Origin of the sequence: Paenibacillus litoralis (assembly GCF_046244365.1) — a bacterium.
Classification (GTDB): domain Bacteria; phylum Bacillota; class Bacilli; order Paenibacillales; family NBRC-103111; genus Paenibacillus_V.
In genome coordinates, this window is sequence record NZ_CP176395.1 from 3,959,323 (window position 1) to 3,983,374 (window position 24,052).

A 24,052-nucleotide genomic window follows, 5' to 3' on the forward strand; every position below is an offset into this window, starting at 1 on the left:
TGGGGAAGAGGTGGCATCCTTAGGAGCTGCACTCTTCACAAGGCCATGAACGTTAGCTTTCGGGTTAGGTAAGAACAATACTTTAATGCGACGATGTCGGATTCTGCTCTGAGCCGTAAGGACCGAGACAGAAGGAACATACGCGATACAGAACCTTTGTATTTCGTAACCTTTTAGTCTGGGACTAGAAGGTTTTTTGATGTTCCAGGCTGCTGTGCGGGGCAAATTCTACCGGTGAGAGACATCCCTGAATGGTTGGAAGCAGACTTCATTTACGGGGAATTTGACCGTTCTCTTTAAACCGCGAGGAAAATGCGCACACTCAAAGTAGACGACCGCAAGGAGGAGCGAACCATGGAACAACGTAAGCCTATCACCACCATTCGTATGAAAAAGATGAAACAGGAAAGCGTGCCGATCTCCGTAGTCACCGCCTATGACTATCCGTCGGCAAAGCTCGCGGAAGAGGCGGGAGTAGACGTCATTCTCGTCGGCGACTCTCTAGGCAATGTCGTGCTGGGTTACGAATCGACGCTTCCCGTCACGATCGACGATATGGTGTATCATACGCGTGCGGTAACGCGCGCCGTTACCACGAGCTTCGTCGTTGCCGATATGCCGTTTAATACGTATCACGGCTCGATTGATACGACCTTGCGTCATGCGGGCATGCTTATGCAGGAAGGAAGAGCCAAAGCGATCAAAATGGAAGGCGGCAAAGAAATCGCCGGTGCCGTGGCGGCCTGTGTCTCTGCAGGGATTCCGGTAATGGGGCATCTCGGCTTGACGCCTCAATCCGTTTATCAGATCGGGGGTTACTTGATTCAAGGCAAAACCGAGCAGCAGGCTCAAAAGCTGCTTGACGATGCGAAGGCTCTGGAAGAAGCCGGCGCTTTCTCGGTCGTGCTTGAGCTAGTAACGGACGAAGTGGCGGCATACATTACTTCCCGGCTTTCGATTCCGACTATCGGCATCGGGGCCGGAGCCGGCTGCGACGGACAAGTGCTCGTATTTCATGATTTGCTGCAATACGGCTCGGATTCGGCTCCCAAAAAGTTCGTCAAAACCTACGCCAATATCGGGGAACATATACGTAACGGACTCGCAGAGTATGTGAAGGATGTTAAAGCCAGACAATTTCCAGCCGAGGAGCATACGTTCAAAGGCGGCGGTTCGATCGTCGGCCAGCTATACGGAACGCCCGCCGGAAGAGGAAATTAACGAAACGGAGTGGACGGGATGGATGTCTTGACAACAATCGAGGAAATGCGCGATGCGCTGGAACTTCGCCGCGTGAAGCCGCTCGGTGCCAATAAGTTAGGAAGAATCGGCTTTGTGCCGACGATGGGTTTTCTTCACGATGGTCATGCCAGCTTGCTGAAGCGGGCCAAACAGGAGTGCGACGTCGTCGTGTTGAGTATTTTCGTCAACCCGCTTCAATTCGGTCCGAACGAGGATTTCGAACGCTATCCGCGCGACGAAGAGCGCGATAAAGCGGTAGCGCACCGGGAAGGCGCCGACTTTATCTTTATGCCGTCCGTAGAGCAAATGTATCCGCAGCCGATCCGGACGAACGTCTCGGTCAGCGGGGTTACGGAAAAGCTCTGCGGCGCATCGCGTCCGGGGCATTTTGACGGGGTCGCCACTGTGGTGAGCAAGTTGTTTAACATTGTCCAGCCCGATCGCGCTTATTTCGGCATGAAGGATGCCCAGCAGGTAGCCGTCGTGCAGCAAATGGCAAACGATCTGAATATGCGCGTAACGATCGTGCCTTGTCCGACGCTTCGGGAAGCGGACGGTCTTGCGATGAGCTCGCGCAATGTGTATTTATCGGCCGAGGAGCGGGAACAAGCGTTAGTGCTCTCTCAATCGCTTGACTTCGCTGAGAAATGGTGCGATGAACCGGGCATCGAAAGCGGCGATTTGCTACGGCGCGTACGAAGCCATATCGAAGCGGCTCCGCTAGCCGTCATCGATTATGTGGAGCTGCTCTCGTACCCTTCCCTCGTTAGTCCCGCGGAATGGAACGAGCAGGGAATCAGGGATGATCGTATGCTGCTTGCTCTCGCTGTCAAATTCGGGAAAACGAGGCTGATCGACAATCGGCTTTTGCCCATTAATCAATCATGGATAAATCGCTAAAGGAGGCGGGCATATGTTCCGAACGATGATGAAAGGGAAGCTGCACCGGGCTACGGTGACCGAAGCAAACCTCAATTACATCGGCAGTATTACCATAGACGAGGATCTTATCGATTATGTCGATATGCTGCCTAACGAGAAGGTGCAGATCGTCAACAACAATAACGGAGCAAGGCTGGAAACCTATATTATACCGGGCCCTCGCGGCTCCGGCGTCATATGCTTAAACGGTGCGGCTGCACGTCTTGTTCAACCGGGCGATAACGTCATTATTATTTCATACGCGCTCATGACCGACGAACATGCTCGTACGTACACGCCGAAAATCGCTTTGCTCGACGAGAAAAACAAGATCGTCGCTTCGCTAAGCGCAGAGCCGCATTCCACAGTCGTGTAAGACATGTTTTCCAGCGAATTGCAGAATGAAACGCGCCTCCTTGACAAACAATGAGTGTGAACCGGGAGCAGGGACATACTCCGTGTGCAAGGTGGGATGATACGTGTTCAAACAGTTATTTTCGACGATGAACGATGTGCTTGAGGAAATTGCAGGGCGATACCCGCTTGCCGAAGACAACGAACGCAAGGATTTGGACGACCAACTGGCCACATTAAAGTCGATGAGCGACGTGTGCATTGAAGAATGGCTTCTGTTCGAGGAGAAAATGGGCAAGCTGCTTTACCCGGCGAAAGCTCAGCCCGACGTTCCCGCCTGTGTCGCGACGCTGCTGCCGGCGGCCGTTCAGGATGACGAAGCCAACGAATCGTTTGCACGCGGGCAAGGCTATTACAAGCTTTACATGTTTCCCCAAGCCGTAGACGAATTCCAAAAGCTCGTCGAGCAGCAGCCGGATTTTTTACTCGCCCGCATTTATTTGGCTATGGGATATTTGCGGCTCGGCGATTATGGAGAAGCGTACCGGCACTTTCAATTTCTGCTGCCGCTCACCGACAACACGAAAATCAAAGCGATTTCTTACAATGCAATGGGCTGCATTCATGCGCATAATCAGAATATGGATAAGGCTTACGAGTACTTCAAAATGGCTTACCGTTCCGATCCGACTTGCGTCGACGACGCCTTTCAACTGGTGGGTTGGTCAAAAAGACAGTAAATTTCCGAAAACTGCTCCTTTCCTTTCCTCTTCAATGTCTGGTATGCTAAGGGATAGACTCATGCATCCAAACAGCTTCCGAGCGAAGCCTTGATATAGAAGAAGGGACTGGAATACGGAGTGAAATTCGCCATACTCGATTTCGAAACGACCGGCACCCAACCTGCAGACGAAATTATTCAGGTAGGACTCGTCATTATCGAAAATAGGCAAATCACCGACAGGTATACGTCCCTCGTGAAACCGGGGATACGTATACCTTCTTATATTTGTACATTAACGGGCATTGACGACGAGATGGTAGCGGACGCCCCGCCCATCGAAGATGTAATCGGAGAGATGCAAAGGAGATTGCAGGACAGCGTGCTGGTTGCCCATAATGTGGGCTTCGATCTCGCCTTTTTGCAGCGGGCCCTCGATTTGAGCGGTTACTCGTCGTTCGACGGGCGCGTGCTCGATACGACGGATATGCTCCGCATCTGCTTCCCGTCTTTGCCGAGCCTGAAGTTGTCCATGGTTTGCCAATCGCTCGACATTCCTCACGACCGTCCGCATCAGGCGGATTCCGACGCGCTTGCGACCGCAGAGGTATGGCTGAAGTGCCTGCAGAGGTTTGAAGATCTTCCGCTCATCGCCGTGCAGCGGATTTCGCAAATTTTCGATGACGACCCGAGCGATTTGGGATGGTTCATGAACGAGCTGCTTGTGCGGAAGGAGCAATCCGCTGCGCCGGATCGTGAGCATTACCGGTTTCACAGGCAGTTTGCCTTGAATGTGGACGACTGGGGCGACGAGGAACCGATACGGGAAGATGCGGAAGCTTCCGCCTTGGCCAAATTGGATTTCGATCAGTTTTACAATCATTTCAAAGAATCGCTCAAGCGCAGGTTCGAGGTTTATGAGGAACGCGAATCCCAGGATTTGATGATCAAGGAAGTGAACGAGTCGTTCTCGAAGGATCGTCATCTTATGATCGAAGCGGGTACGGGTACGGGCAAATCGCTCGGCTATTTGCTGCCGTCACTTTTTTACGGCATCAAAGAAGACAAGAAGGTGCTTGTCAGCACGCATACGATCAATTTGCAGGAGCAGCTTCGCCAGCGGGATGTGCCGCTTCTGCACGACATTTTCCCCGTACCTTTTCGAGCTGCCGTTCTGAAGGGACGAAGCCATTACTTGTGCTTGCGTAAATTCGAGCAAAAGATCGTGACTCACGATTTCGAATACGGCAAAGAAGAACGGCTGACGGCTGCCCAGATGATCGTCTGGTTAAGCGATACGAAGCACGGAGACGATGAGGAGCTGCATTTTACGGGGCGCGGCAACGACGTATGGGGGACGGTCTCCAGCGACGCCGATTCCTGCTTGAACCGGGCCTGCCCTTGGTTTAAAAAATGTTTCTATCACCGCGCGCGCAACGAGGCGAATTTGGCGGACGTCGTCATCACCAATCACTCCATGCTGTTTACCGATATCGTGGCCGAAAACCGGCTGCTGCCGTCCTATAAGCACCTGGTGATCGATGAAGCGCACCATTTCGAAGACGTGGCGAGCAAGCATCTCGGCATCGAAGCGCAATATATGGGGTTCGTCGGCGCGCTTACCTGGCTTTATAAGGACAGCAAAACGGGGCAGTTGCCGCTCTTGAAGATGCGGTTATCCCGGGCGGACGGAGAGCTCGCGGAGAAAGCGGCGGATTGGTCGCGGCTCATAGACGATACGTACTCGGCCATGGTGCAGGTGAAGGAGCAGTGGGATCAACTGACCTCGCAGCTCTATGAGGTGCTGATCAGACAGCATGACTCGAGCTCGGCAGAATTGGGTCAACTGGTGCTTCGGATCAAGGAAGACTCGCTGCCGTCCCACTGGGAACAGCTGCAGGAAATCGAGGACAATCTGTATACCGGCTTAACCGACAGCTTGAAAAAAATCGAAAAGATGCTGGTCACGCTAAAGGAATTAGATGAGCTTGACGTGCAGAGCATCGTTACCGATCTGAACGGAACGGTTAAGACGCTCTACAAGCAGCGCGATGCGGTGCGCTTCTTCATGAAAAGAACGGAAGCGAGCTACGTATACTGGCTGGAGGCCAGCGCTACGTACAAGGCGAAGTCCTTGCAGCTCGTATGCGTTCCGACCGATGTGAGCGATATGCTTCAGCAGTATTTTTTCAATGTGAAGGATAGTATAATATTGACATCGGCAACACTGTCCGTGGATAAGAAATTCGATTATACAGCCGAGCAGCTCGGTTTGCGAACCGACCGGGAAGATAAGCTTCGCACCGTCATGCTGCCGTCGCCGTTCAATTACCGGAAGCAGGCGCTCGTCGTCATTCCGCGCGATTTCCCTACCATCAAGGGGCAAACCGGCGATGCGGTTTTCCTCGATAAGCTGGTTGAATCGCTCGGCGATATTGCGTCGCAAACGAAAGGACGCATGCTGGTTCTGTTCACTTCGTATAAAATGCTCAAGCTCGTACACGGATTGCTCAAGGAAAGATTGTCGACCGAGAACATCCAGGTGCTGGGGCAGGGGATCGACAGCAGTAACCGGAGCAAGCTGACCAGGATGTTCCAGGATAGCGCCGCCGCAGTCCTCTTAGGCACAAGCAGCTTCTGGGAGGGCGTAGATATACCCGGCGATGCGCTCAGCTGTCTGGCGATTGTCAGATTGCCTTTTCAGCCGCCGACGCATCCGGTTGTCGAGGCCAAATGCGAGAACCTCAAGAAAGCGAATCAGAACCCGTTTATGAAGCTTTCGGTGCCGCAGGCGGTCATCCGGTTCAAGCAAGGCTTCGGACGGCTTGTGCGGACCGCCAGCGACCGCGGAATCGTCGTCATTTACGATACGCGCGTGCTCGAGACGCATTACGGCAAATATTTTCTGTACTCGCTGCCCGGACCCAAAATCGAACATATGAACACGAATCGGCTCGTTCCGAGAATCAAGGAATGGATGGAGGAGGAGCACGGATGAAATCGCTGAAAATATCGGAAGCGGTCGTACGGCGTCTACCCATTTACCTGCGCTTTCTGAACGAGCTGAACATGAAAAACGTGCAAACCGTTTCTTCGCAGGACCTGGGTCAGAAGCTGGAACTCAATCCCGCGCAGATCCGCAAGGATTTAGCTTATTTCGGGGAATTCGGCAAGAAAGGGATCGGATACGATGTCGTGTATCTGATCGAGAAAATACGGCAAATTCTGAAGCTGGACCAGCACATAAACGTTGCGTTGGTAGGAGCGGGAAATCTCGGGCGGGCGCTCAGCAATTATAACGCTTATTTACGCGATAATATGAAGATCGTCGCCGTTTTCGACGTGATGCCGGATAAGATCGGCGCCCGTATCAACAACTTGGCCGTTCAGCCGATGAGCGAGCTGATCGAGACCATTTACCGGCTGAAGGTGCGCATCGGCATCATCACGGTGCCGGCGGGTGAGGCGCAGAACGTCGCGGACCAATTCGTCAAAGCCGGCATCGAGGCGATACTGAATTTCGCGCCGGTTATCATCAAGGTACCGAACGAAGTGCGCGTACACCATGCCGATTTTACGACCGAGCTGCAAAGTCTGGCGTATTATTTGGATTGATCCTTTCCGTCACGGAGACCTGTAAGCCTGCATTCCGCAGGTTTGCGGGTCTTTTTCGTTTATCTTGGTTGCATGGGAGCTCAATTCGGCAAAACGGGGAATGCTGGCGGATTCCTGCCCTCACCTCGCTATCCCGGAAGTGAATAACCTGAATGTAGACAAAGGTTGTGGCTGCCGGATCCAAGAATCGTTCCGGCAGCTTCCGCGTTAGGAATGATCGACCAGAATGATAACCCCGTTTTTCAAATCATGCGCATTTGCATCCAATATTTTTTCCAGAGAAAAGGCCAGCTGCTGTTGTTCCACCGGGCCTTCCGCGATAAAAATCGGCGCTCCTCCGTCAACCTGCTCCGCTCTATAGACGACGACGGCTACGATTTTGGCCATTTCCCTCAAGCCTCCTTGCTTGTCTCGCCTGCGAACTCCGACGGTAAGCGAATGGCATTCTCGAGCACCGGAACGCGTTTAAGCACGTTTAAGGCCAGCGTCTCGTTCTTTATTCTCGGTAGCAAAAAGACGGCAAGCACTCCGCTTTCGAGGTCAAGCTTGGCCATCGGCAGGAGAGAGGGCTCCCCGGAATCGCGGTATACGCCCAATATGGTAGACATGTTGTGCAAAATAGCCTGACGTTGGCCCAAGTTGGCAAGCGTTACTTTTACGTTGGCATTTTTGGGAATGACGAGCAGTCCGAGGGCGTGCTCGGCGATGATCCGGCGGTCGCTCTCCAGGCCGACGTTCATGATGTAAACCGAATCCACGAACAGATCGGGACCGTCCAGCCGGACTTCGGCCGTCCGTATTTCCGTGATTTGTCCGAGATTTTTGCCGGATTGGAACCACTTGGAAACGAAGAGTGACAGCAATCCTGCGACGATGCCCCAATACCATTCGAATAAAATGCCGAACAGCGAGGAAACGAACGCGCTGAATATCACGAGATAATTTCGCCCCTCGAACACCATGGCGATGCCCTCGATATACGTCGTGCCGCGGGGGACGAGTTCCATTTTGTCCACTTGGGTCAAGGTTTGCCGTTCCATATTGCGTACGTCTCGAAACTGCTGCGCAGCAAGCGACAGGAAGGTGATGGCCGTATAGTTTTTGCCGAGCAGGGAGGGAACGGCGACGGCTCCGAGTCCGGCTGCAATGACGCCCAGTGCCAAATGAATGATCTTCCCGTGCGGATGCGTGGGGTATTGACGGTAATCGGTGCGGAGCATGAGAATTCTCGCCAAAATTCCAAAGAAGACGCCGATGATTACGGCTGCGGTTTCGTGTTCCGACAACTGCCAAAGCATCATGTTCAGGTAGCCTCGCAATCTGAATGTTCGTAAGGCTTAGTATGAGTATCGCCGGCTTCTTCTACTCGGCCGGCTGACTGGGATGTTCAAGGCTCAAACAAAAAAGCCCTGCAGCCGGACTTATCCGGACAACAGGGCGATAGGCTGTGGATTAAGAGTATCTCAGGACGATGCTTTCAAGAATGTTGGCGACGTCTTCGCAGGCGTCCGTCGTTTGCTCGAGACGCTCGTACAATTCTTTCAGCTTGAAATCTTGGTACGGATCTTTTTGCTCGAGGAAAATTTGACGAATGCCTTCGCGCATCAAGCGGTCTCCTTCGTTCTCGAGGCTGTTGATTTGCACCGAATGCTCGGCGATTTGCAAATATTTTTTCTTGGCGAGCAGCTTAAGCGCATCGAGAATGTGCTGGCAGGAGCTGACGATAACAGCGGAAAATTCTCTCATGTAATTATCCGTATGGGTGATATTCAAATAATCGAACCGGGCGATCGTCGCCTCGATACCGTCGATGACGTCGTCGATTTTTACGGCGAGCTCCATGATGTCTTCGCGGTCGATCGGCGTAATGAAAACTTTGTTTAATCCGCGGTAAATGGTATGCGTGATCATATCGCCTTTATTTTCGAGTTCCTTTAGGCGGCTAAAGTATGTAGCCGGCGGCTCGCTCCCGAGCATAGCCTGCCGGAACATGTGCGAAGCTTCCAGCACGTTTTCAGCGGCTTCAATCAGCAGAACGAAAAAATCGATGTCTTTTTTGCCAAGTGCCATTGCGATATCCTCCTCAAAACTTGTCTCTAAGAAAGTCCTTAAGTCCCCCAAAAGTGACATCATTCACAAACGGAAAGCTCATAACCTTAAAATTAGCATAATGAGGGCTAGAAATGCAATGTTAGAATGATCTTTTCTTGATTTTACGTCGGCGAAACGGTACATTGGACAATGACGAAGATTTTTGCGGAGAATGGAGAGATTCCTTTGCCTAAACTTATCATTCAAAACGGTATTTTCATAACGAATGACGAAACCAAGCCGGTCGTGCACGGCAGCATGGTAGTCGATAACGGACGTATCGCGTACATAGGCGAACATTTGCCGGAGCCGCCGGCTCCCGGTGACGAGATCATCGACGGCCGCCATAGGCTGTATATGCCGGGTTTGGTCAATACCCACGGCCACGCGGCCATGTCGCTCCTGCGGGGCGTTGGCGACGATCTTGCCCTGCAAGTATGGCTTCAAGAGAAAATGTGGCCGAATGAGGCGAAATTCACGCCGGAGGACGTTCGCTGGGGTTCCTTGCTGTCGATCGTGGAAATGATCAAGGGAGGAACGACCTGCTTCGTCGATATGTACGATCATATGGATCAAGTCGCGCAAGCGGTCGAGCAATCCGGGATGAGGGCCGGCCTGACGCGTGGCGTTATCGGTTTGTGCCCGCCGGATGTGCAGCAAGCGAAGCTGGAGGAAGCGAAACGGTTCGCCCGGGATTGGCACGGCAAAGCGGACGGCCGCATCACGACCATGATGGCTCCGCACGCGGCGTATACGTGTCCGCCCGACTATATCGAGAAAATCGTCGAGGCTGCTCACGAGCTGAATCTGCCTATCCATACGCATATGTCGGAAACGATCCGCGAAGTGCGCGAAAATGAAGAACAATACGGTTTGCGCCCCGTCGCGCATCTGGAGAAGCTCGGCGTCTTTAGTCGCCCGTGTCTCGTCGCTCACGCGGTTCATTTGACGGACGAAGAGATCGATGTCCTCTGTAAATATGATGTGCGCATTTCCCATAATATCGGCAGCAACCTGAAGCTGGCTAGCGGCGTTGCGAGATTGCCGGAGCTGCTAAACGCGGGCGTTCTCGTTTCGCTCGGAACGGACGGTGCCGCCAGCAACAACAACCTGGACATGTTCGAGGAAATGCGGCTGGCCGCTCTTGTGCACAAGGGCGTGTCGTTCGAGCCGACCGCGGTTCCAGCATGGCAGGCGCTGCGGATGGGGACGCTTGACGGAGCCCGCTCGATCTGGCTTCCGGATGTTGGCAGCCTGCAGGTCGGCATGAAGGCGGATTTTATCGGCATCGATATCGATCAGCCCCATTTGCTGCCGCATTCGAATCTCGTTTCGCACGTCGTCTATTCCGCCTCGGCGAAGGACGTTACGGACGTCTGGGTGGACGGCCGCGCGCTGGTGCGGAATGGCCAATGCGTGACGCTTGACGAGGAGCGGATCAAGGCGGAATTCCAGGCATGCTACAAACGGCTGATCGGTTAGAATGAAGGAAAGGAGCAGCAAGCTTTATGCGCACAAGAACTAAGGTTACGATCGGATCGATCGTTGCGGCAGGGCTGCTCCTTTACGGAGGAGCAGCATGGTATAAGAACGTGCAGGCCGGGGAATGGCAGCAGGAGAACGAATCGGTCAAGACCGCCTATGAACAAACGATTTTGGCCAAAGCGGTCCGCACGGAGCAATTTGTCGGCGATCGTCCTTATACGATCGTATATGGTCAGGACAAGGTCGGCCAAGAAGTTATCGTCTGGGTAAGCCAGAACGATATCCATAGCGAGTATGCGGCGAACGGCGTCAGTAAGGAAGATATCCGCAAGAAGCTTGAAGCGAACGACCCCGCGATTGAAGCTTTGCGCATCACCCCGGGCAAGCTTGACAATGCTTACGTCTGGGAAGCTTTTTACAAGAAAAGCGGAGACGGCGCAACGCGTTATTTTTATGACTATTACCGATTTCAGGACGGGGCCCTTATCGATACCTGGAAGTTAAGCCTCAAATAGGCTGTAATTGGACAATCCTTCCTTAAAAAGGATTGTGAGTATTTCGGCGACCTGCTATACTTTTTCTGTCACGAAATGGTCACAACTTACGGGAGGGGTTGTTTCATGGGTATTCGATTTTTGAAGATGGCTGTCGTTTACTTTACGGTCGGCGTCATTTTCGGGCTCGTAATCGGCATTACGCAAAACTTCGGTTTCTCCTCGGTGCATGCCCACATCAACTTGCTTGGCTGGGCATCGATGGCGCTTGCCGGCATCATCTATCATTTGTTTCCGGCTGCAGGCAATCACGCGCTGGCTAAGGCGCATTTTTGGCTTCATGCGATCGGCGTCCCGATCATGATTATCGGTTTGTTCTGGGCGGTATCTGCAGACGAGGAGAAGCCGATTCACGTTATCTTCATTTCGACAGGCGCGCTTCTTGCCATCATCGGCGTTATATTATTCCTGATCAACGTACTCCGAAATGTGAAGAAAGCCGCTTGATTCCGTATGCACTTACATAAATATCAGCCGGTTCGGACTTTGTCCGGGCCGGTTTTTTTGCGATTGTCCGCTGGTATTTGGCGTTTATCGCGCGGATTACCATGCATTACATCAGCAGTTGTGATATACAATGTGATATACTCGTCGTATAGCAATTGATATGGATTGTTCGTCGATTCGCGATAAACTATGTGAAAGGGGGACGTCAGCTGTGAAGTTGAAACTGCGTCTCATACCCGTTATCGTTACTTTTACGGCCTCTTGCGTTATTTTGTTCGGAGGCTGGTTCGTTTATAACAGCATGGCCATGGAAAATCCGCTTACGCAGCTGCTTGCCGATCAGCCGGGGGTTCAGGGTGTACAGGCCGATCTGTCAGCAGGACAAGTCACTTTCGATTTACAAGTTAACAAGCAAGCGAGTCTGTTCGACTTGATGCATAGAGCAACGACTGAAGGCAGCAAACAGATCGGCAAACGTGAAGTGAAGCTGAACGTGAAGAGCGACAGCTCCGAGAAACTGGACAAGTGGTGGTCCGAAGCGCTGTTCGGCGTCGCGCAAGCTATGGAGACGAAGCAATATGCGCGTATTCCCGAGCTGCTTAACGAGAAGGCGGCAAACGAAGGCATTCAAGTCGATACGCAAATCGACGACAAGTATGTGTATATCCGCTTGACGGAGGGCGAACACAGCAAGTTTGAAATGCTTCCTCGGAACCCGGCGAAAATGGGGGTGTGGCCGAATGAGTAAATACGGCAAGGAAATCGCAGTCGGTTTCGTACCGGTTATTCTATTATTTCTAGCTTTCGTCGGCGTCAATGTGCTGCCTATTTTGTTCGCGTTAGCCATAGGCGGCTTTCTGTTCTTTATGACCCGTATGCGTGACGGCGTATCCGGGGGCGGTATGGACCGCAAACGGCAAACGAAGGTCAAAGCCCCGGCTTATATGACGTTTGACGATATCGGCGGACAGGACCGCGCCAAGAATGAATTGAAGGAAGCGCTGGACTTTCTGATCCGGCATGAGGACATCAAGAAGTTCGGCATTCGGCCGTTAAAAGGCATTTTGCTGACAGGTCCTCCGGGAACGGGCAAAACGCTGATGGCCAAAGCCGCGGCTCATTACACGAATTCCGTGTTCGTTTCGGCGGCGGGCAGCGAGTTTGTCGAGATGTACGTAGGAGTAGGCGCAAGCCGCGTCCGGGATCTGTTCAAGGATGCGCGTACCCGCGCCCAGAAGGAAAACAAGGAAAGCGCCATTATTTTCATAGATGAGATCGATGTTATCGGGGGCAAGCGCGAAGGGGGGCAGCATCGGGAATATGATCAGACGCTGAACCAGCTGCTCACGGAAATGGACGGCATCCATTCGGGCGAGACTCCGCGCGTGCTCATCATCGCGGCAACGAACCGCAAGGAAATGCTCGACAGCGCGCTGCTGCGCCCGGGCCGTTTTGACCGTCATATTACCGTTGATTTGCCGGATAAAAAAGGCAGACTCCACATCCTGAACATTCACTCGGCAAACAAACCGCTGGCAGAGGGAGTGTCTTTGGATAAGGTAGCGGAAGAAACGTTCCATTTCTCGGGTGCTCAGCTCGAGAGCGTCATGAACGAAGCTGCAATTTACGCGATGCGGGATTCGATCGACCAAGTGGAGCAGCGGCATTTGTCCCTCGCTATCGATAAGGTGATGATGGGGGAGAAAGCGGACCGTGAAACGTCCAAGGAAGAACGGGAACGCGTCGCCTATCACGAACTCGGCCATGCGATCGTTGCGGAAGCCGTGAAGCCGGGAACCGTATCCCAGGTGGCGTTAAGTCCGCGCGGTCAAGCGCTCGGCTACGTTCGGCACAATCCGCAGCAGGATCAATATTTGTATACGAAGCCGTATTTGGAGCAGCATATCATGATTTCGTTGGGCGGAGCGGTAGCGGAAGAAATGTTTTACGACAACCGCAGTACCGGCTCTCGCAACGACTTCGAGCAGGCGCTGAATATGGTAGGCAACATGATCGACTGCGGCTTGACATCGCTCGGTATCGTAGACAGAAATCTAGTCACGAAGGAAGAACTGATGAAGGAAAACGCCAAAATCATGGACGAGCTGACGCAGCGGACACGGGATTTGCTGGAGCGGTATCGTCCGGTATTTCTTCAATCGCTCGACATTCTCATTCATGAGGAAGTGTTGTCCGGCGAACAATTCCGTAATTTGCTGGCCGAATTGAACAAACAGACTGCTTAAACTAAGCCGACTCGGGCTGTCCTCGCATGCAAGAAGCGAGGGCGGCCTGTTGTCGTTAACCGGGGGGATACGCATCGTCTCATAAAAGCTGCAAACGTGCCGCGAAAGGTGTAAAATAGAAGAAGCCGCATGGGACTAAACCGGATGGCGTACGATAACGGGGAGAACAAGGTATCCAGGACGACTGCTGCGGAAATCGCTTTGCAAGGATGTTCGGTCTTTGCAAGGACATAGGTGGAGGAGGTTCGGCCATGAGCAACGTTTGCCTGATTCGGGAAGTGAACCGATTTGTCGATCAACCGGTTAAGATCGGCTGCTGGCTGTATAACAAGCGGTCCAGCGGCAAAATCCAATTTTTGCAGCTGAGAGACGGCTCCGGCTACATACAAGCGGTCGTTGTTAAGCAAGAAGTAAGCCCAGAAACTTGGGAGGCGGCCTCGAAGCTGACGCAGGAAAGCTCGCTCTACGTTTCCGGTACGATTCGCGCGGATGCCAGAAGCCAGAGCGGGTTCGAAATGAACGTGGAGTCGGTTGACATCATCCAGCTGACCGAGGATTATCCGATTACGCCCAAGGAGCATGGCGTCGACTATTTAATGGACCATAGGCATTTATGGATCCGGAGTCCACGCCAGCGTGCCATTTTGGCCGTTCGGGCACAAATTATTAGAGCGATCCAGCAGTTTTTTGACGAACGCGGCTTTTATTTGGTCGACCCGCCGATTTTGACGCCTTCCTCCTGTGAAGGGACGACCAATTTGTTCCATACGAAATATTTCGACGAGGACGCTTACTTGACGCAGAGCGGGCAGCTGTATATGGAAGCGGCGGCGATGGCGATGGGACGCGTGTATTCGTTCGGGCCGACGTTCCGTGCAGAGAAATCGAAGACGCGCCGGCATTTGATCGAATTCTGGATGATAGAGCCCGAGATGGCTTTTGTCGATCAGCAGGAAAACATGAACATTCAAGAACAGTTCGTGTCGCATATCGTCCAGTCCGTACTGGACAACTGCGGCAGCGAGCTGCAAACGCTGGAGCGCGATATCGGCAAGCTGAAAGCGATCAAGCCGCCGTTCCCGCGCATTTCTTATGACGATGCCATCCGGTTTCTGCAGGAGAACGGCTTCGATATTCCGTGGGGTGAAGATTTCGGTGCACCTCATGAATCGGCGATTGCCGCATCCCATGAGAAACCGGTGTTTATTACGAACTATCCGACGCAAATCAAATCGTTCTATATGAAGCCGGATCCGAACCGTCCCGAGGTTGTTCTCTGTGCGGATATGATTGCGCCGGAGGGCTACGGAGAGATCATCGGCGGCAGTCAGCGCATCGACGATCCGCAGCTGCTGGCTGAGCGGTTTGATGAACATAATTTGCCGCAAGAGGCGTATCAGTGGTATATGGACTTGCGGAAATACGGCACCGTTCCGCACTCCGGCTTCGGTCTTGGCTTGGAGCGGACGGTAGCCTGGATATGCGGGCTGGAGCATGTGCGCGAAACGATACCGTTTCCGAGGCTGCTGTACCGTTTGTATCCGTAGTTTTGGCTTAAAGAAGTTTTGCTGCCCCGCTCGCCATGCTTATCTGAGCTCTGTTTTAGGCCAGATAGCTGCCGAGCGGGGAATTACGTAGTGGAGGCCTATAATGAGCAAAAAAGACGAGGGAAAGCTGCTAGAAGCGGGCATGTTAGCTGCATTTAGAGAGGGAAACGCCGCCGTGCCGCTTTTGCTGCTTAAATATTATGCGAGGCTGAAGCTAAGCGATTCGGAGGCCATGCTCCTCATTCATTTGCTCGCGTTTGTCGATAAGGAGAAGAAGGATTTCCCGACGATCGAAGAAATTCAAAGCCGTATGGCGTCCGACCCGGACCATGTCATCCGGCTGCTGCAGAAGCTGATGAAAGAAGGGTGGATCAACATCGACGAGCACTCCGATCCCGTTACGCGCATCCGTTACGAGCGCTACAATCTGACCGGCGTCTATGCGAAACTGGCGGCATGCGGGGCGGAGGAGCTGATGCGGGAGCGCGAGCAAGACAAGTTCGCTCTGCTTCAGCAAAATAACGATTTGTTTACCGTGTTCGAGAAAGAATTCGCCCGTCCGCTAACGCCGATGGAGCTGGAAACGATCGCAAACTGGCTCGACAAGGACGGTTATCGCGAAGAGCTGATCGTTGCGGCGTTGAAAGAGGCTGTTTTTGCCGGAAAGGTTCATTTTCGGTACGTGGACCGCATTCTGCTGGAATGGAGCCGGAATCGCGTGACGACGACGGAGCAGGCTAAGGAGCATGCGCAGCGTTTTCGCAGCAGATCATGATCGATATAAGCGTTAAAAGAGCTTCCCAATAAGGGAGGCTCTTTATCATTCGTTCGTTATCCGATCGCTTCCGCAGGCTGCCCGACGACCGTTCTGTTTTTGCCTGTACGCTTGGCCGTATAGAGGGAGGCGTCCGTACCTTTGAACAGGAATTCTTTGCCGGTGCCGCGGCGGTAAGCCTGCAGCCCGATGCTGATCGTTACCGATTTGCCGTCGAGCTCCTCGTGCTCCATCTGTTCGATCGTATGCCGGATAACTTCCACGATTTGAAAGGCTTGTTCCAGCGCTTTATCCGTAAAAATAACCGCGAATTCTTCGCCTCCGTAGCGGGCCCCAAAATCGTCGGTCGCAATATGCTCACGGATGGCGGCGGCTACGCGTCTTAAAATAATATCGCCGATCCAATGGCCGTACGTATCGTTCACTTTTTTGAAGCTGTCGATATCGATGATGGCAAGCTGGAGAGAGAGGCCGTTTTTCTCCGCGTGCTCGATCAGTTTGTCCAAATATTCATGGAACGTCTTATGATTATATAGATCCGTTAAGGCGTCGGTTTTCGAAAGCTTGTCCATCATGACGTTCTTGACGAGCAGATCCTGCTGCGCTTCCACCGTTTTTTTCAAATGTTTCTGCATCTCGATGCCCCGGCTTAAAATCCCGTAAGCGATCACAAGACCGGCCATAAGCACGGCGACCGTAAAGACGATATCGTCTCCATCCAAACGCTCCATCAGATCGGTATGAAGGAGCAGCAAGAGAAAAAAAACGACGAGGTTGCACGCAAAGGAAATGGCGACCTTGCGTCTTTGAAAATAAAAAACGGAGACAAACATCGGCATTAAGAAAACAAGCTGAATGCCGTTCATCTGCGCATGAAAGGCCACAATGATGCCGGCTAACGCCGTTCCTGCAACGATAACGACGTGGACGCTCCAGCCGTAGCGCAGCCTGCTTGCGGTTTCCGTAAAAATCAGGCAAAGAACCATGCCCGCAAGAGGAAGCGCAAACCAGAGCCAAATCATCTCGGCGAGGGAGACGGTTTGGAGGCCCTTCCAATACTGATAGGAGATGGACAAGGCATTGGCTATCATGTATATCACCGTGACGGCCCAATAGACGTTCAATATTTTACGGTTCCAATGCTGAATGCCGACCGGATGCGTTTCGATCCCGTTCACTTTCGTCAACTCCCGGAAGCTATAAAATCCTGATTTGCAACGATTCCTATATTATAGCACAACTGTTCGATTCATTGGGGGCGGCCGATTTCTAAAATTTCGTTAAAGTGCAAACGGGAAGCGAAGCTCCGGCAATAGAAAAACCCCACAGCGTGGGGTTTCAAGAGTGCTATACGTTATGGCCGCTTTATCGGCCGGATAACGCCTGCCAACGATACACGTATTCGAACAAAAATTCGAACGCTTCGAGATGCCTTTTGGCTTCGAACGCGTTGGCTCCCCAGGCGTAAATACCGTGGTTGCGAAGCACGATACCCGGGATTCGGGGGACGATGGCGCCTTCAACAAGCTCGGCGATTTTAGGGATGTTTGCATAATTGGGCAAAATCGGAATTTGGATTTCCGTATCCTCTTCCCAAATGTTAAAGCCCTTGATCAGCTCCACGCCTTTCACCGGTATGAAACCTTTCTCCGCAAAAAGCTCCGATACGATATTGTTGAATACGGTATGCACGTGAAAAATCGCTCCGCAGCCGGTCGCTTTATAAATCTCGCAGTGGATAAGCGTCTCTGCGGACGGTTTGAGAGCGGTAGCTTCCGTAGGCTTTCCGTCACGATCGACGAGCAAAAAGTCCTGCGGCGTCTGTACCGCTTTATCTTTGCCGCTGGCGGTGATGGCAAACGTCAGATCGTCGCCGATCGCATCGCCGACGCGGATGGAGAGGTTGCCGCTTGTCGCGGGAAACCAGCCTCGCGCGGCCAGCGTCGTTTTAATATCGCGAAGCTCGGCGAAAGCCTGCTGTTTTTGTTCTAGCGTAATGGACATCTACTTAAATTCCTCCTAATTCTAACTCGTCCCGCAGTTAAAGAAGCGATCACTTCCGGCACCATTGGCACCATTGCGGTCTCGCGAGCGGGGGGGGCCGTCGTCTGCACGGATGCGTAGCGTGGCGCCTTCGCCGGTTAGCGGCTGGCGCCTGCTCGCTCTAGGTGGGCTTCCAGCTGGGAAACGACTTCATGGAACGTTTCGTACCTATAGAACGGTACGCCAAGCTGCTCGCAGCGTTCAGCCAAATGAGAGCGGGCGAAAATCGTATCGGCCACCTTGGCAGCGGCAAAGTCCGAAATGCTGTCTCCGATCATGATGCGTTCGTACCGGTCGGCAGGGTAGGTGCCGATTATCGTCGGCTTGCACATCCCGCAGCCCTTCTGCTCGCAGACATCGCCGCACTCGTGCGGCCACAGAATGCGTATATGCTCTCCCGAGAAGTCGCTGCCGTTGCAATGGATGCGTGAAGGCTCGATACCGTAAGGCTCAAGCGTCGGGTAGACGAAGAAGTCGATGCCTCCGCTGGTGACGATAAACGTGATGTCATGCTCCTGACAATAGGCGAGAAGCTCAGGGAATCCCGCCCGTATGCGGATTTGATCGTTCACGAACGATACGATTTCTTCCTTGAGCGACGAAGGCAGGAGTGCGAACATCCCGCCGACCGCTGCCTGCAGCGTTATTTTGCCGGCAAAGCAATCGTCGACGAGCTGCTTCCAGCCCGGCGGGTCAAAACGCTTCATAATCGAGATGATATTGTCATTCTCGGTAATCGTTCCGTCAAAGTCGCAAAAAATGACCGGCTTTTTCATTCGCGGATCCCCCAAGCCTTGATGGCTGCATCCAGCTCGGAGCGGTTCGCTGCATACTCGGTCAAAGGGATGCCTGCTTTTACCGCCTCCATCGCTTGCCGGAATGCGCGTCCGCCCGCGGCGGTGCCGAGGGGATGACCGTGAATGCCGCCGCCTGCATTGACGACGACCTCGCTGCCGAAGTCCTTCAAAATAAGCGGTACGAGTCCGGGATGAATGCCTGCCGACGGTACCGGGAAGCTTGCCGATAACGAAGGGGCTTTCTCGGAAATATCGCCTGCGGCGATGTAGTCCGGCCCGTCTGTGGCGGCAAGCAGCGCATGCTTGATCGCCATATTCTCCTCCCGCGGCATGACAACGGAGCCGTATGGGGAGGGGAACAGGACGAGATCGGCGCCGGCCAGCCGCATCAGCTTGCCGAGCAGCACCGAGGCGGCGATCCCGTAATGAGGCGACGGGTACAGCGCTCCGGCCATTGCAGGATGCGCCATGATCGGCACAGAGATGTCCGGGTCGGCGCTAAGCTCGCGCAGCATATCGAAGCCATAGGCGAGCACATTGAACAAAAGGGCGTTAGCGCCCGCATCGATCGCCCGTTTCGCCTGGTCCTTCAGCTTCAAGGTAGGCCCGGTAATATTTGCGGCATAAAGCAGCTTTTGACCCGTTTCCTCGCCTGCCTGACGGGCTGCCTCCATACAGACGGCCACTCGTTTATCGATCGGCGTGTCCGGATTCTCGAACAGGATTTCATCGTCTTTAATCAGATCCACGCCTCCGAGCGCCTGCTGGTAAAATTGCTCCCGCAACGCTTGGATGTCATGCCCGATGACGGATTTGAATATGCTCATGAGCAATGGCCGGTCGTGTACCCCGAGCAGCCCGCGAACGCCCGCAATACCGAATTTCGGACCTTGGAAATGCCGCAGGAACGTGTCGGAGAAATGCAGGTCGATCAAGCGAACTTTGCCGTCCATCGACAGCTTCCCGAATACCGTAACGAGCAGGGCGGGAATGTCCGCGGAAAAGTTAATGTCGGGATAAGCGATCGAAATATCCGCGAAGCGGCCGTTTGCGCCGGACTCTTGAACATCGACTTGAATCACTTTGCCGAGATGCTTTTCCATCGCCGTTTTTTTGGCTTCGGGAAGGTCCGTCCAGCTGCCTACGGTAAGGCCGACGGCGATGCCCTGCGCTTTTTTGTGAAAATCCGCCTTGTCGTCATAGCAACGATAGGTCGCGATGCAATAAGAACTCATACCAATCACCTTTTATGTTGTTTTGTTGGCGACATCGGAAGAAATCATGTCGCCGAGCTCGCGTGCGCGTTCGGTTGCCCGAAGGACGGCCCGCTGTACGATTTCCGTAAACCCGTTCTCGTTCATCAGCTCGAGCGCCGCTTGCGTAGTGCCGTTCGGGGAGGTGACCTTGCGTCTAAGCTCGGCCGGATCCTCTTTGGTCACTTTCACCATCGTCGCCGCACCGAGCACCGTTTGAACGGTAAGGGAGTGCGCATCCTGGAACGTTAGTCCGCCCATGACGCCAGCCTCGATCATCGCTTCCATCATGTAGTAAATATAAGCGGGACCGCTGCCGGACAGTCCGGTCACCGTATCGAGCTGCTCTTCGGCTACGACGCTAACTTCGCCGATGGCCTGGAACATTTCGAATGCGATGGCTTGATGCGTCTCCGAGGCTTCCGGCGAGAAGCTCATCCCGGTTGCGCCGAGGCCCAGCGTGCTGGACGTGTTCGGCATCGTCCGGACGATCGGCATTCCGTTCTGCAAGATACGGGCTACCGTATCCATCGATAAGCCGGCGACGACGGAAACGAGAAGCTGATTCGCATTCAGGTACGGCTTCAGGGCGTGTACAGCTTGACCGACGTCCTTCGGCTTCATCGCCATGACGACGACATCGGCGTCCCGGATGTACGTTTCGTAGCATTCCCGTTCTTCTTCAAGCGTACAGGCTTGAATGCCGTATTGCTTTTTCATCGCATCGAGCCGGTCCCGGCTGCTGCGGTTAAGCGCGAACAGATGTTTGGGGTCGGCGATACGCTGCTCCACGAGACCGCGGACGATCGCTTCCGTGATCGAGCCGGCTCCGACGAACGTTATTTTTTGGGCGGAAAGACGGTTGTTTGCCATGGTTCTTCACTCCCTGATTTGGCCGCTGCCGTATACGATATACTTGGTAGAGGTAAGCGCCGGAAGTCCCATCGGACCGCGTGCGTGCAGCTTTTGCGTGCTGATTCCGATTTCCGCGCCGAAGCCGAATTCGAATCCGTCGGTGAATCGCGTCGATGCGTTATGATAGACCGCCGCTGCGTCAACCTCTAGCAAAAATCTTTGCGCATGACGCTCATCCTCCGTCACGATGCATTCGGAGTGCATGGTGCTGTAAGCGCGTATGTGAGCGAGCGCTTCATCCAGCCCGTCAACGATCTTGACGTTCAGAATGTAGTCGTTGTATTCGGTGCCCCAGTCTTCCTCGGTTGCGGGTTTGACGTCGCCGATGATACAGGAGGCTTCCGGACAGCCGCGCAGTTCTACGCCGGCCTCGCGAAGCTGGCCTGCGATTACGCGCAGATGCGCTTCGGCGAACGTTTGGTGTACGAGCAGCGTTTCCATCGAGTTGCATACGGAGGGCCGCTGCACTTTCGCGTTAAAAGCGATTTTCGCCGCCATTTCAGGGATTGCGGACGCATCCAAATAAGTATGGCACACACCGGCGCCCGTTTCAATGACGGGCACCGTTGCGTTCGCGACGACACGTTGAATCAGGGACCGACCACCGCGCGGAATGACGACGTCAAGCAAGCCGTTCGCCTTAAGCATTTCGTCGACTGAAGCCCGATCCGGACTCGCGACCAGCTGCAGCGCATCTTGGGGTACGTCCGAACGGGCCATGGCGTCGTGCAGAATGCCCACGATCGCAAGGTTCGAGGACAGCGCATCGGATCCGCCGCGCAGCAGAACGGCATTCCCGGATTTGAGGCACAGTCCGGCGGCGTCAACGGTAACGTTAGGCCGGGCTTCGTATATGATGCCGATCAAGCCGATCGGCACGCGGACTTTATGAACGCGTAGACCGTTCGGACGATCGAACCGTTCGAGCTCGTCGCCGATCGGGTCAGGCAAATCGACGATTTGCCTGAGGCCTTCTGCAATGCCGGTAATCCGCTCCGGCGTCAGCGTCAAACGGTCGAGCAGGGAACGGCTCATCCCGCTTGCTTCGCCGCGCTCCAAATCTTCCTTATTCGCGTCAATGATCGCTTCCTGCCGTTCGATGAGCGCATCCGCCATAAGGCGCAGCGCTTCATTCTTCTGCTCTGTCGTCAGACGTGCGAGCAGCGGTGCGGCTTCTTTGGCGAGCTTCGCCTTTTGCTTCACTTCCGATAGTTCGGTCATGGGATTACCTCCTAATCATGATGGGGGATGCGGTAGGGCCTTTAGAATGGCCGCTTTTTGTGAAGCTTGGCGGATAAATAGTCATTCAGATCTTGAATGGCGATATCCGCTTTAAGACGGTCGGCTCGCATGCTGCATTCGACCACGCCTTCCGCCGCTCTTTTGCCTACCGTAAGGCGGACCGGCATGCCGAGAAGATCAGCGTCCTTGAATTTGACTCCCGGGCGTTCGTCCCGGTCGTCGTAAAGCACCTCGTACCCCTGTGCCTTCATTGAAGCATACAATCGATCCGCCAGCTCGCGCTGAACGTCGTCAGTCATGGAAACGCACAGCAGATGGATTTGGTAGGGAGCGATCTCGAGAGGCCATATAATGCCGTCCTCGTCATGATGCTGCTCGATGATCGCCGCGACAGTCCGGGTTACGCCGATGCCGTAGCAGCCCATTATGATCGGTTCCTGGCTGCCGCTCTCGGTTAAGCATACGGCGCCCAGCTTTTCGCTGTATTTCGTTCCGAGCTTAAACACTTGGCCGACCTCGATCCCTTCCGTGAACCGGATCGGCGACCCGCATCTCGGACAAGGATCGTTCCCGGTTATATTCCGCAGATCGTAGTACGCCACGTTCTTCAGATCCCGCTCCACATCTATGCGGGTCCAATGATAGTCCTGTTCATTGGCGCCGGTAATGGCGTCCCGCATGCCGGAGACGCTGTGATCGGTAACGACGGCGATTCCTGAAACGCCAATCGGTCCGACAAAGCCCGGCTTGCAGCCGAACGTCAGAGCAATCGCTTCTTCATCCAGCATTTCCGCTTCGTTCGCCTGAAAGATGTGCTTCAGCTTCAATTCGTTAACGGCGTAATCGCCGCGTACGAGGGCAAGGACGATTTGACCGTCGACCCGATACGCGACGGATTTCACAATACGTCCAGCCTGACAACCGAAAAAGGCGGTCAACTGCTCGATGGTGCGGACATCGGGCGTATGCATTTTAACAGGCAAATGTGGAGCTTCCTCCGGCAAGCGGACTTCGCGAGACGAGGGAGGTCCGACTTCCGCTTTTTCGATATTTGCGGCATAGTCGCAGCTCGTGCAGGAGACGATCGTATCCTCGCCGATATCGCACAGCGCCATAAACTCATGCGTGCCGGTCCCGCCGATTGTGCCGGGATCGGCCTCCACGGCTCTGAAGGTAAGGCCGCAGCGGGTAAAGACGGACGAATACGCCTTGTACATGCTCGCGTAGGTGTCATTCAGTCCTTCCCAGGATGAATCGAAGGAGTAGGCGTCCTTCATCACGAATTCGCGGGAGCGCAGGACGCCGAAGCGCGGACGCCGTTCGTCGCGGAATTTCGTCTGAATCTGGAAAACCGTAAACGGCAGTTTGCGGTACGATTTGATTTCGTCTGCGACAAGCGATGTGACGACTTCCTCGTGCGTTGCGCCAAGCGCAAAGGAGCTTCCTTGGCGGTCCGTCAGCCGCATCAGCTCCGGCCCGTATTGCTCCCATCGTCCGGAATGCTGCCACAGCTCCGCCGGATGCAGCGCCGGCATCATCAGCTCCTGTGCGCCAATGGCTTCCATTTCTTCGCGGATAATCGTCTGGACGTTGCGCAGCGCCTTCAAGCCGAGCGGCAGAAACGTATAGACACCCGCTGCAAGCTGTCTGGCTAAGCCTGCGCGAAGCATAAGCTGATGGCTGACGGCTTTGGCTTCGCCCGGCACTTCCCGCATGGTAGGCAGAAGCGCGTGTTTCATTCTCATCGTATATTCGCCTCCTATTTTTCGGGCTCATGTGTCGGGGCTCCCCGCAAAGTAGTCGG

The 24,052-nt window shown here is 53.9% G+C and carries 23 protein-coding genes; 13 read left to right on the plus strand and 10 right to left on the minus strand.

Annotated features, from left to right (window positions below; genetic code table 11):
* Nucleotides 1–354: 354 nt before the first annotated feature.
* From panB to ACKGJP_RS16170, 6 genes are all read left to right on the plus strand, one after another.
* Nucleotides 355–1,221 carry a 3-methyl-2-oxobutanoate hydroxymethyltransferase gene (gene panB, locus ACKGJP_RS16145; protein ID WP_409346640.1) on the plus strand — a complete coding sequence of 289 codons (867 nt, stop codon included), beginning with the start codon at nucleotides 355–357 and terminating at the stop codon, nucleotides 1,219–1,221.
* 18 nt (nucleotides 1,222–1,239) lie between these two features.
* Entirely contained in the window at nucleotides 1,240–2,142 is a 903-nt protein-coding gene (panC, locus tag ACKGJP_RS16150) for a pantoate--beta-alanine ligase (protein WP_409346641.1), read from the plus strand.
* Between the two features lie 13 nt (nucleotides 2,143–2,155).
* Nucleotides 2,156–2,539 (plus strand): aspartate 1-decarboxylase, encoded by a 384-nt coding sequence (gene panD / locus ACKGJP_RS16155; RefSeq protein WP_409346642.1) that lies wholly within the window; start codon nucleotides 2,156–2,158, stop codon nucleotides 2,537–2,539.
* Between the two features lie 103 nt (nucleotides 2,540–2,642).
* The gene (locus ACKGJP_RS16160) at nucleotides 2,643–3,257 is read left to right on the plus strand and encodes a tetratricopeptide repeat protein (protein ID WP_409346643.1); all 615 of its coding nucleotides are present in this window, start codon (nucleotides 2,643–2,645) and stop codon (nucleotides 3,255–3,257) included.
* Nucleotides 3,258–3,377: 120 nt separating this feature from the next.
* A complete protein-coding gene (gene dinG / locus ACKGJP_RS16165) occupies nucleotides 3,378–6,236 on the plus strand; it encodes an ATP-dependent DNA helicase DinG (protein WP_409346644.1) in 2,859 nt (952 codons plus the stop codon).
* Entirely contained in the window at nucleotides 6,233–6,853 is a 621-nt protein-coding gene (locus tag ACKGJP_RS16170; RefSeq protein WP_409346645.1) for a redox-sensing transcriptional repressor Rex, read from the plus strand. The genes dinG and ACKGJP_RS16170 overlap by 4 nt, the downstream gene beginning before the upstream one ends.
* 207 nt (nucleotides 6,854–7,060) lie before the next feature.
* Here the strand turns inward: ACKGJP_RS16170 and ACKGJP_RS16175 are convergent, their stop codons facing one another.
* The 3 genes from ACKGJP_RS16175 to ACKGJP_RS16185 all read right to left on the minus strand — a co-directional run bounded on the left by ACKGJP_RS16175 (nucleotide 7,061) and on the right by ACKGJP_RS16185 (nucleotide 8,923).
* A complete protein-coding gene (locus ACKGJP_RS16175) occupies nucleotides 7,061–7,240 on the minus strand; it encodes a capping complex subunit for YIEGIA (protein WP_409346646.1) in 180 nt (59 codons plus the stop codon).
* A gap of 5 nt (nucleotides 7,241–7,245) precedes the next feature.
* Entirely contained in the window at nucleotides 7,246–8,154 is a 909-nt protein-coding gene (locus tag ACKGJP_RS16180) for a YIEGIA family protein (protein WP_409346647.1), read from the minus strand.
* 151 nt (nucleotides 8,155–8,305) lie between these two features.
* Nucleotides 8,306–8,923, minus strand: a complete 618-nt coding sequence (locus tag ACKGJP_RS16185) for a DUF47 domain-containing protein (RefSeq protein ID WP_409346648.1) — start codon at nucleotides 8,921–8,923, stop codon at nucleotides 8,306–8,308.
* A gap of 207 nt (nucleotides 8,924–9,130) precedes the next feature.
* Here ACKGJP_RS16185 and ACKGJP_RS16190 point away from each other — a divergent pair, with 207 nt between their 5' ends.
* From ACKGJP_RS16190 to ACKGJP_RS16220, 7 genes are all read left to right on the plus strand, one after another.
* On the plus strand, nucleotides 9,131–10,426 hold the full coding sequence (locus tag ACKGJP_RS16190; protein ID WP_409346649.1) for an amidohydrolase: 1,296 nt from the start codon (nucleotides 9,131–9,133) through the stop codon (nucleotides 10,424–10,426).
* 26 nt (nucleotides 10,427–10,452) lie between these two features.
* Complete coding sequence (locus ACKGJP_RS16195; RefSeq protein ID WP_409346650.1) at nucleotides 10,453–10,944, plus strand: DUF5590 domain-containing protein; 492 nt, start codon at nucleotides 10,453–10,455, stop codon at nucleotides 10,942–10,944.
* A gap of 105 nt (nucleotides 10,945–11,049) precedes the next feature.
* Entirely contained in the window at nucleotides 11,050–11,430 is a 381-nt protein-coding gene (locus tag ACKGJP_RS16200; protein ID WP_409346651.1) for a cytochrome-c oxidase, read from the plus strand.
* A gap of 211 nt (nucleotides 11,431–11,641) precedes the next feature.
* Complete coding sequence (locus tag ACKGJP_RS16205) at nucleotides 11,642–12,178, plus strand: hypothetical protein (protein ID WP_409346652.1); 537 nt, start codon at nucleotides 11,642–11,644, stop codon at nucleotides 12,176–12,178.
* Nucleotides 12,171–13,676, plus strand: a complete 1,506-nt coding sequence (locus ACKGJP_RS16210; protein WP_409346653.1) for an AAA family ATPase — start codon at nucleotides 12,171–12,173, stop codon at nucleotides 13,674–13,676. Before ACKGJP_RS16205 ends, ACKGJP_RS16210 begins: the two co-directional genes overlap by 8 nt.
* 251 nt (nucleotides 13,677–13,927) lie before the next feature.
* Nucleotides 13,928–15,223 carry an asparagine--tRNA ligase gene (gene asnS, locus ACKGJP_RS16215; RefSeq protein WP_409346654.1) on the plus strand — a complete coding sequence of 432 codons (1,296 nt, stop codon included), beginning with the start codon at nucleotides 13,928–13,930 and terminating at the stop codon, nucleotides 15,221–15,223.
* 103 nt (nucleotides 15,224–15,326) lie between these two features.
* Nucleotides 15,327–15,998, plus strand: coding sequence for a DnaD domain protein (locus tag ACKGJP_RS16220; RefSeq protein ID WP_409346655.1), 672 nt, complete (start codon nucleotides 15,327–15,329; stop codon nucleotides 15,996–15,998).
* A gap of 56 nt (nucleotides 15,999–16,054) precedes the next feature.
* Here ACKGJP_RS16220 and ACKGJP_RS16225 read toward each other — a convergent pair whose 3' ends face one another.
* From ACKGJP_RS16225 to ACKGJP_RS16255, 7 genes are all read right to left on the minus strand, one after another.
* Nucleotides 16,055–17,176: a GGDEF domain-containing protein gene (locus ACKGJP_RS16225; RefSeq protein ID WP_409346656.1), complete on the minus strand. Its 1,122-nt coding sequence runs from the start codon at nucleotides 17,174–17,176 to the stop codon at nucleotides 16,055–16,057.
* 187 nt (nucleotides 17,177–17,363) lie between these two features.
* Nucleotides 17,364–18,002 (minus strand): methylthioribulose 1-phosphate dehydratase, encoded by a 639-nt coding sequence (locus ACKGJP_RS16230; RefSeq protein WP_409346657.1) that lies wholly within the window; start codon nucleotides 18,000–18,002, stop codon nucleotides 17,364–17,366.
* 137 nt (nucleotides 18,003–18,139) lie between these two features.
* Nucleotides 18,140–18,817, minus strand: coding sequence for a 2-hydroxy-3-keto-5-methylthiopentenyl-1-phosphate phosphatase (locus tag ACKGJP_RS16235; RefSeq protein ID WP_409346658.1), 678 nt, complete (start codon nucleotides 18,815–18,817; stop codon nucleotides 18,140–18,142).
* Complete coding sequence (locus ACKGJP_RS16240; protein ID WP_409346659.1) at nucleotides 18,814–20,073, minus strand: 2,3-diketo-5-methylthiopentyl-1-phosphate enolase; 1,260 nt, start codon at nucleotides 20,071–20,073, stop codon at nucleotides 18,814–18,816. The genes ACKGJP_RS16235 and ACKGJP_RS16240 overlap by 4 nt, the downstream gene beginning before the upstream one ends.
* Before the next feature lie 12 nt (nucleotides 20,074–20,085).
* Nucleotides 20,086–20,964: a pyrroline-5-carboxylate reductase gene (gene proC / locus ACKGJP_RS16245; protein WP_409346660.1), complete on the minus strand. Its 879-nt coding sequence runs from the start codon at nucleotides 20,962–20,964 to the stop codon at nucleotides 20,086–20,088.
* A 6-nt stretch (nucleotides 20,965–20,970) separates the two neighbouring features.
* A complete protein-coding gene (locus tag ACKGJP_RS16250) occupies nucleotides 20,971–22,227 on the minus strand; it encodes a glutamate-5-semialdehyde dehydrogenase (RefSeq protein WP_409346661.1) in 1,257 nt (418 codons plus the stop codon).
* A gap of 41 nt (nucleotides 22,228–22,268) precedes the next feature.
* Complete coding sequence (locus ACKGJP_RS16255; protein ID WP_409346662.1) at nucleotides 22,269–23,993, minus strand: proline--tRNA ligase; 1,725 nt, start codon at nucleotides 23,991–23,993, stop codon at nucleotides 22,269–22,271.
* Between the last annotated feature and the right edge of the window lie 59 nt (nucleotides 23,994–24,052).

What these genes read in the sequence shown, in the direction of transcription:
- panD (WP_409346642.1), top strand. Translation starts at nt 2,156, where the DNA reads ATGTTCCGAACGATGATGAAAGGGAAGCTGCACCGGGCTACGGTGACC.
- ACKGJP_RS16185 (WP_409346648.1), bottom strand. Translation starts at nt 8,923, where the DNA reads ATGGCACTTGGCAAAAAAGACATCGATTTTTTCGTTCTGCTGATTGAA.
- ACKGJP_RS16250 (WP_409346661.1), bottom strand. Translation starts at nt 22,227, where the DNA reads ATGACCGAACTATCGGAAGTGAAGCAAAAGGCGAAGCTCGCCAAAGAA.
- ACKGJP_RS16200 (WP_409346651.1), top strand. Translation starts at nt 11,050, where the DNA reads ATGGGTATTCGATTTTTGAAGATGGCTGTCGTTTACTTTACGGTCGGC.
- ACKGJP_RS16230 (WP_409346657.1), bottom strand. Translation starts at nt 18,002, where the DNA reads ATGTCCATTACGCTAGAACAAAAACAGCAGGCTTTCGCCGAGCTTCGC.
- panB (WP_409346640.1), top strand. Translation starts at nt 355, where the DNA reads ATGGAACAACGTAAGCCTATCACCACCATTCGTATGAAAAAGATGAAA.
- asnS (WP_409346654.1), top strand. Translation starts at nt 13,928, where the DNA reads ATGAGCAACGTTTGCCTGATTCGGGAAGTGAACCGATTTGTCGATCAA.
- ACKGJP_RS16195 (WP_409346650.1), top strand. Translation starts at nt 10,453, where the DNA reads ATGCGCACAAGAACTAAGGTTACGATCGGATCGATCGTTGCGGCAGGG.
- ACKGJP_RS16175 (WP_409346646.1), bottom strand. Translation starts at nt 7,240, where the DNA reads ATGGCCAAAATCGTAGCCGTCGTCGTCTATAGAGCGGAGCAGGTTGAC.
- ACKGJP_RS16180 (WP_409346647.1), bottom strand. Translation starts at nt 8,154, where the DNA reads ATGATGCTTTGGCAGTTGTCGGAACACGAAACCGCAGCCGTAATCATC.
- ACKGJP_RS16220 (WP_409346655.1), top strand. Translation starts at nt 15,327, where the DNA reads ATGAGCAAAAAAGACGAGGGAAAGCTGCTAGAAGCGGGCATGTTAGCT.
- panC (WP_409346641.1), top strand. Translation starts at nt 1,240, where the DNA reads ATGGATGTCTTGACAACAATCGAGGAAATGCGCGATGCGCTGGAACTT.
- proC (WP_409346660.1), bottom strand. Translation starts at nt 20,964, where the DNA reads ATGGCAAACAACCGTCTTTCCGCCCAAAAAATAACGTTCGTCGGAGCC.
- ACKGJP_RS16240 (WP_409346659.1), bottom strand. Translation starts at nt 20,073, where the DNA reads ATGAGTTCTTATTGCATCGCGACCTATCGTTGCTATGACGACAAGGCG.
- ACKGJP_RS16255 (WP_409346662.1), bottom strand. Translation starts at nt 23,993, where the DNA reads ATGAGAATGAAACACGCGCTTCTGCCTACCATGCGGGAAGTGCCGGGC.
- ACKGJP_RS16210 (WP_409346653.1), top strand. Translation starts at nt 12,171, where the DNA reads ATGAGTAAATACGGCAAGGAAATCGCAGTCGGTTTCGTACCGGTTATT.
- ACKGJP_RS16170 (WP_409346645.1), top strand. Translation starts at nt 6,233, where the DNA reads ATGAAATCGCTGAAAATATCGGAAGCGGTCGTACGGCGTCTACCCATT.
- ACKGJP_RS16235 (WP_409346658.1), bottom strand. Translation starts at nt 18,817, where the DNA reads ATGAAAAAGCCGGTCATTTTTTGCGACTTTGACGGAACGATTACCGAG.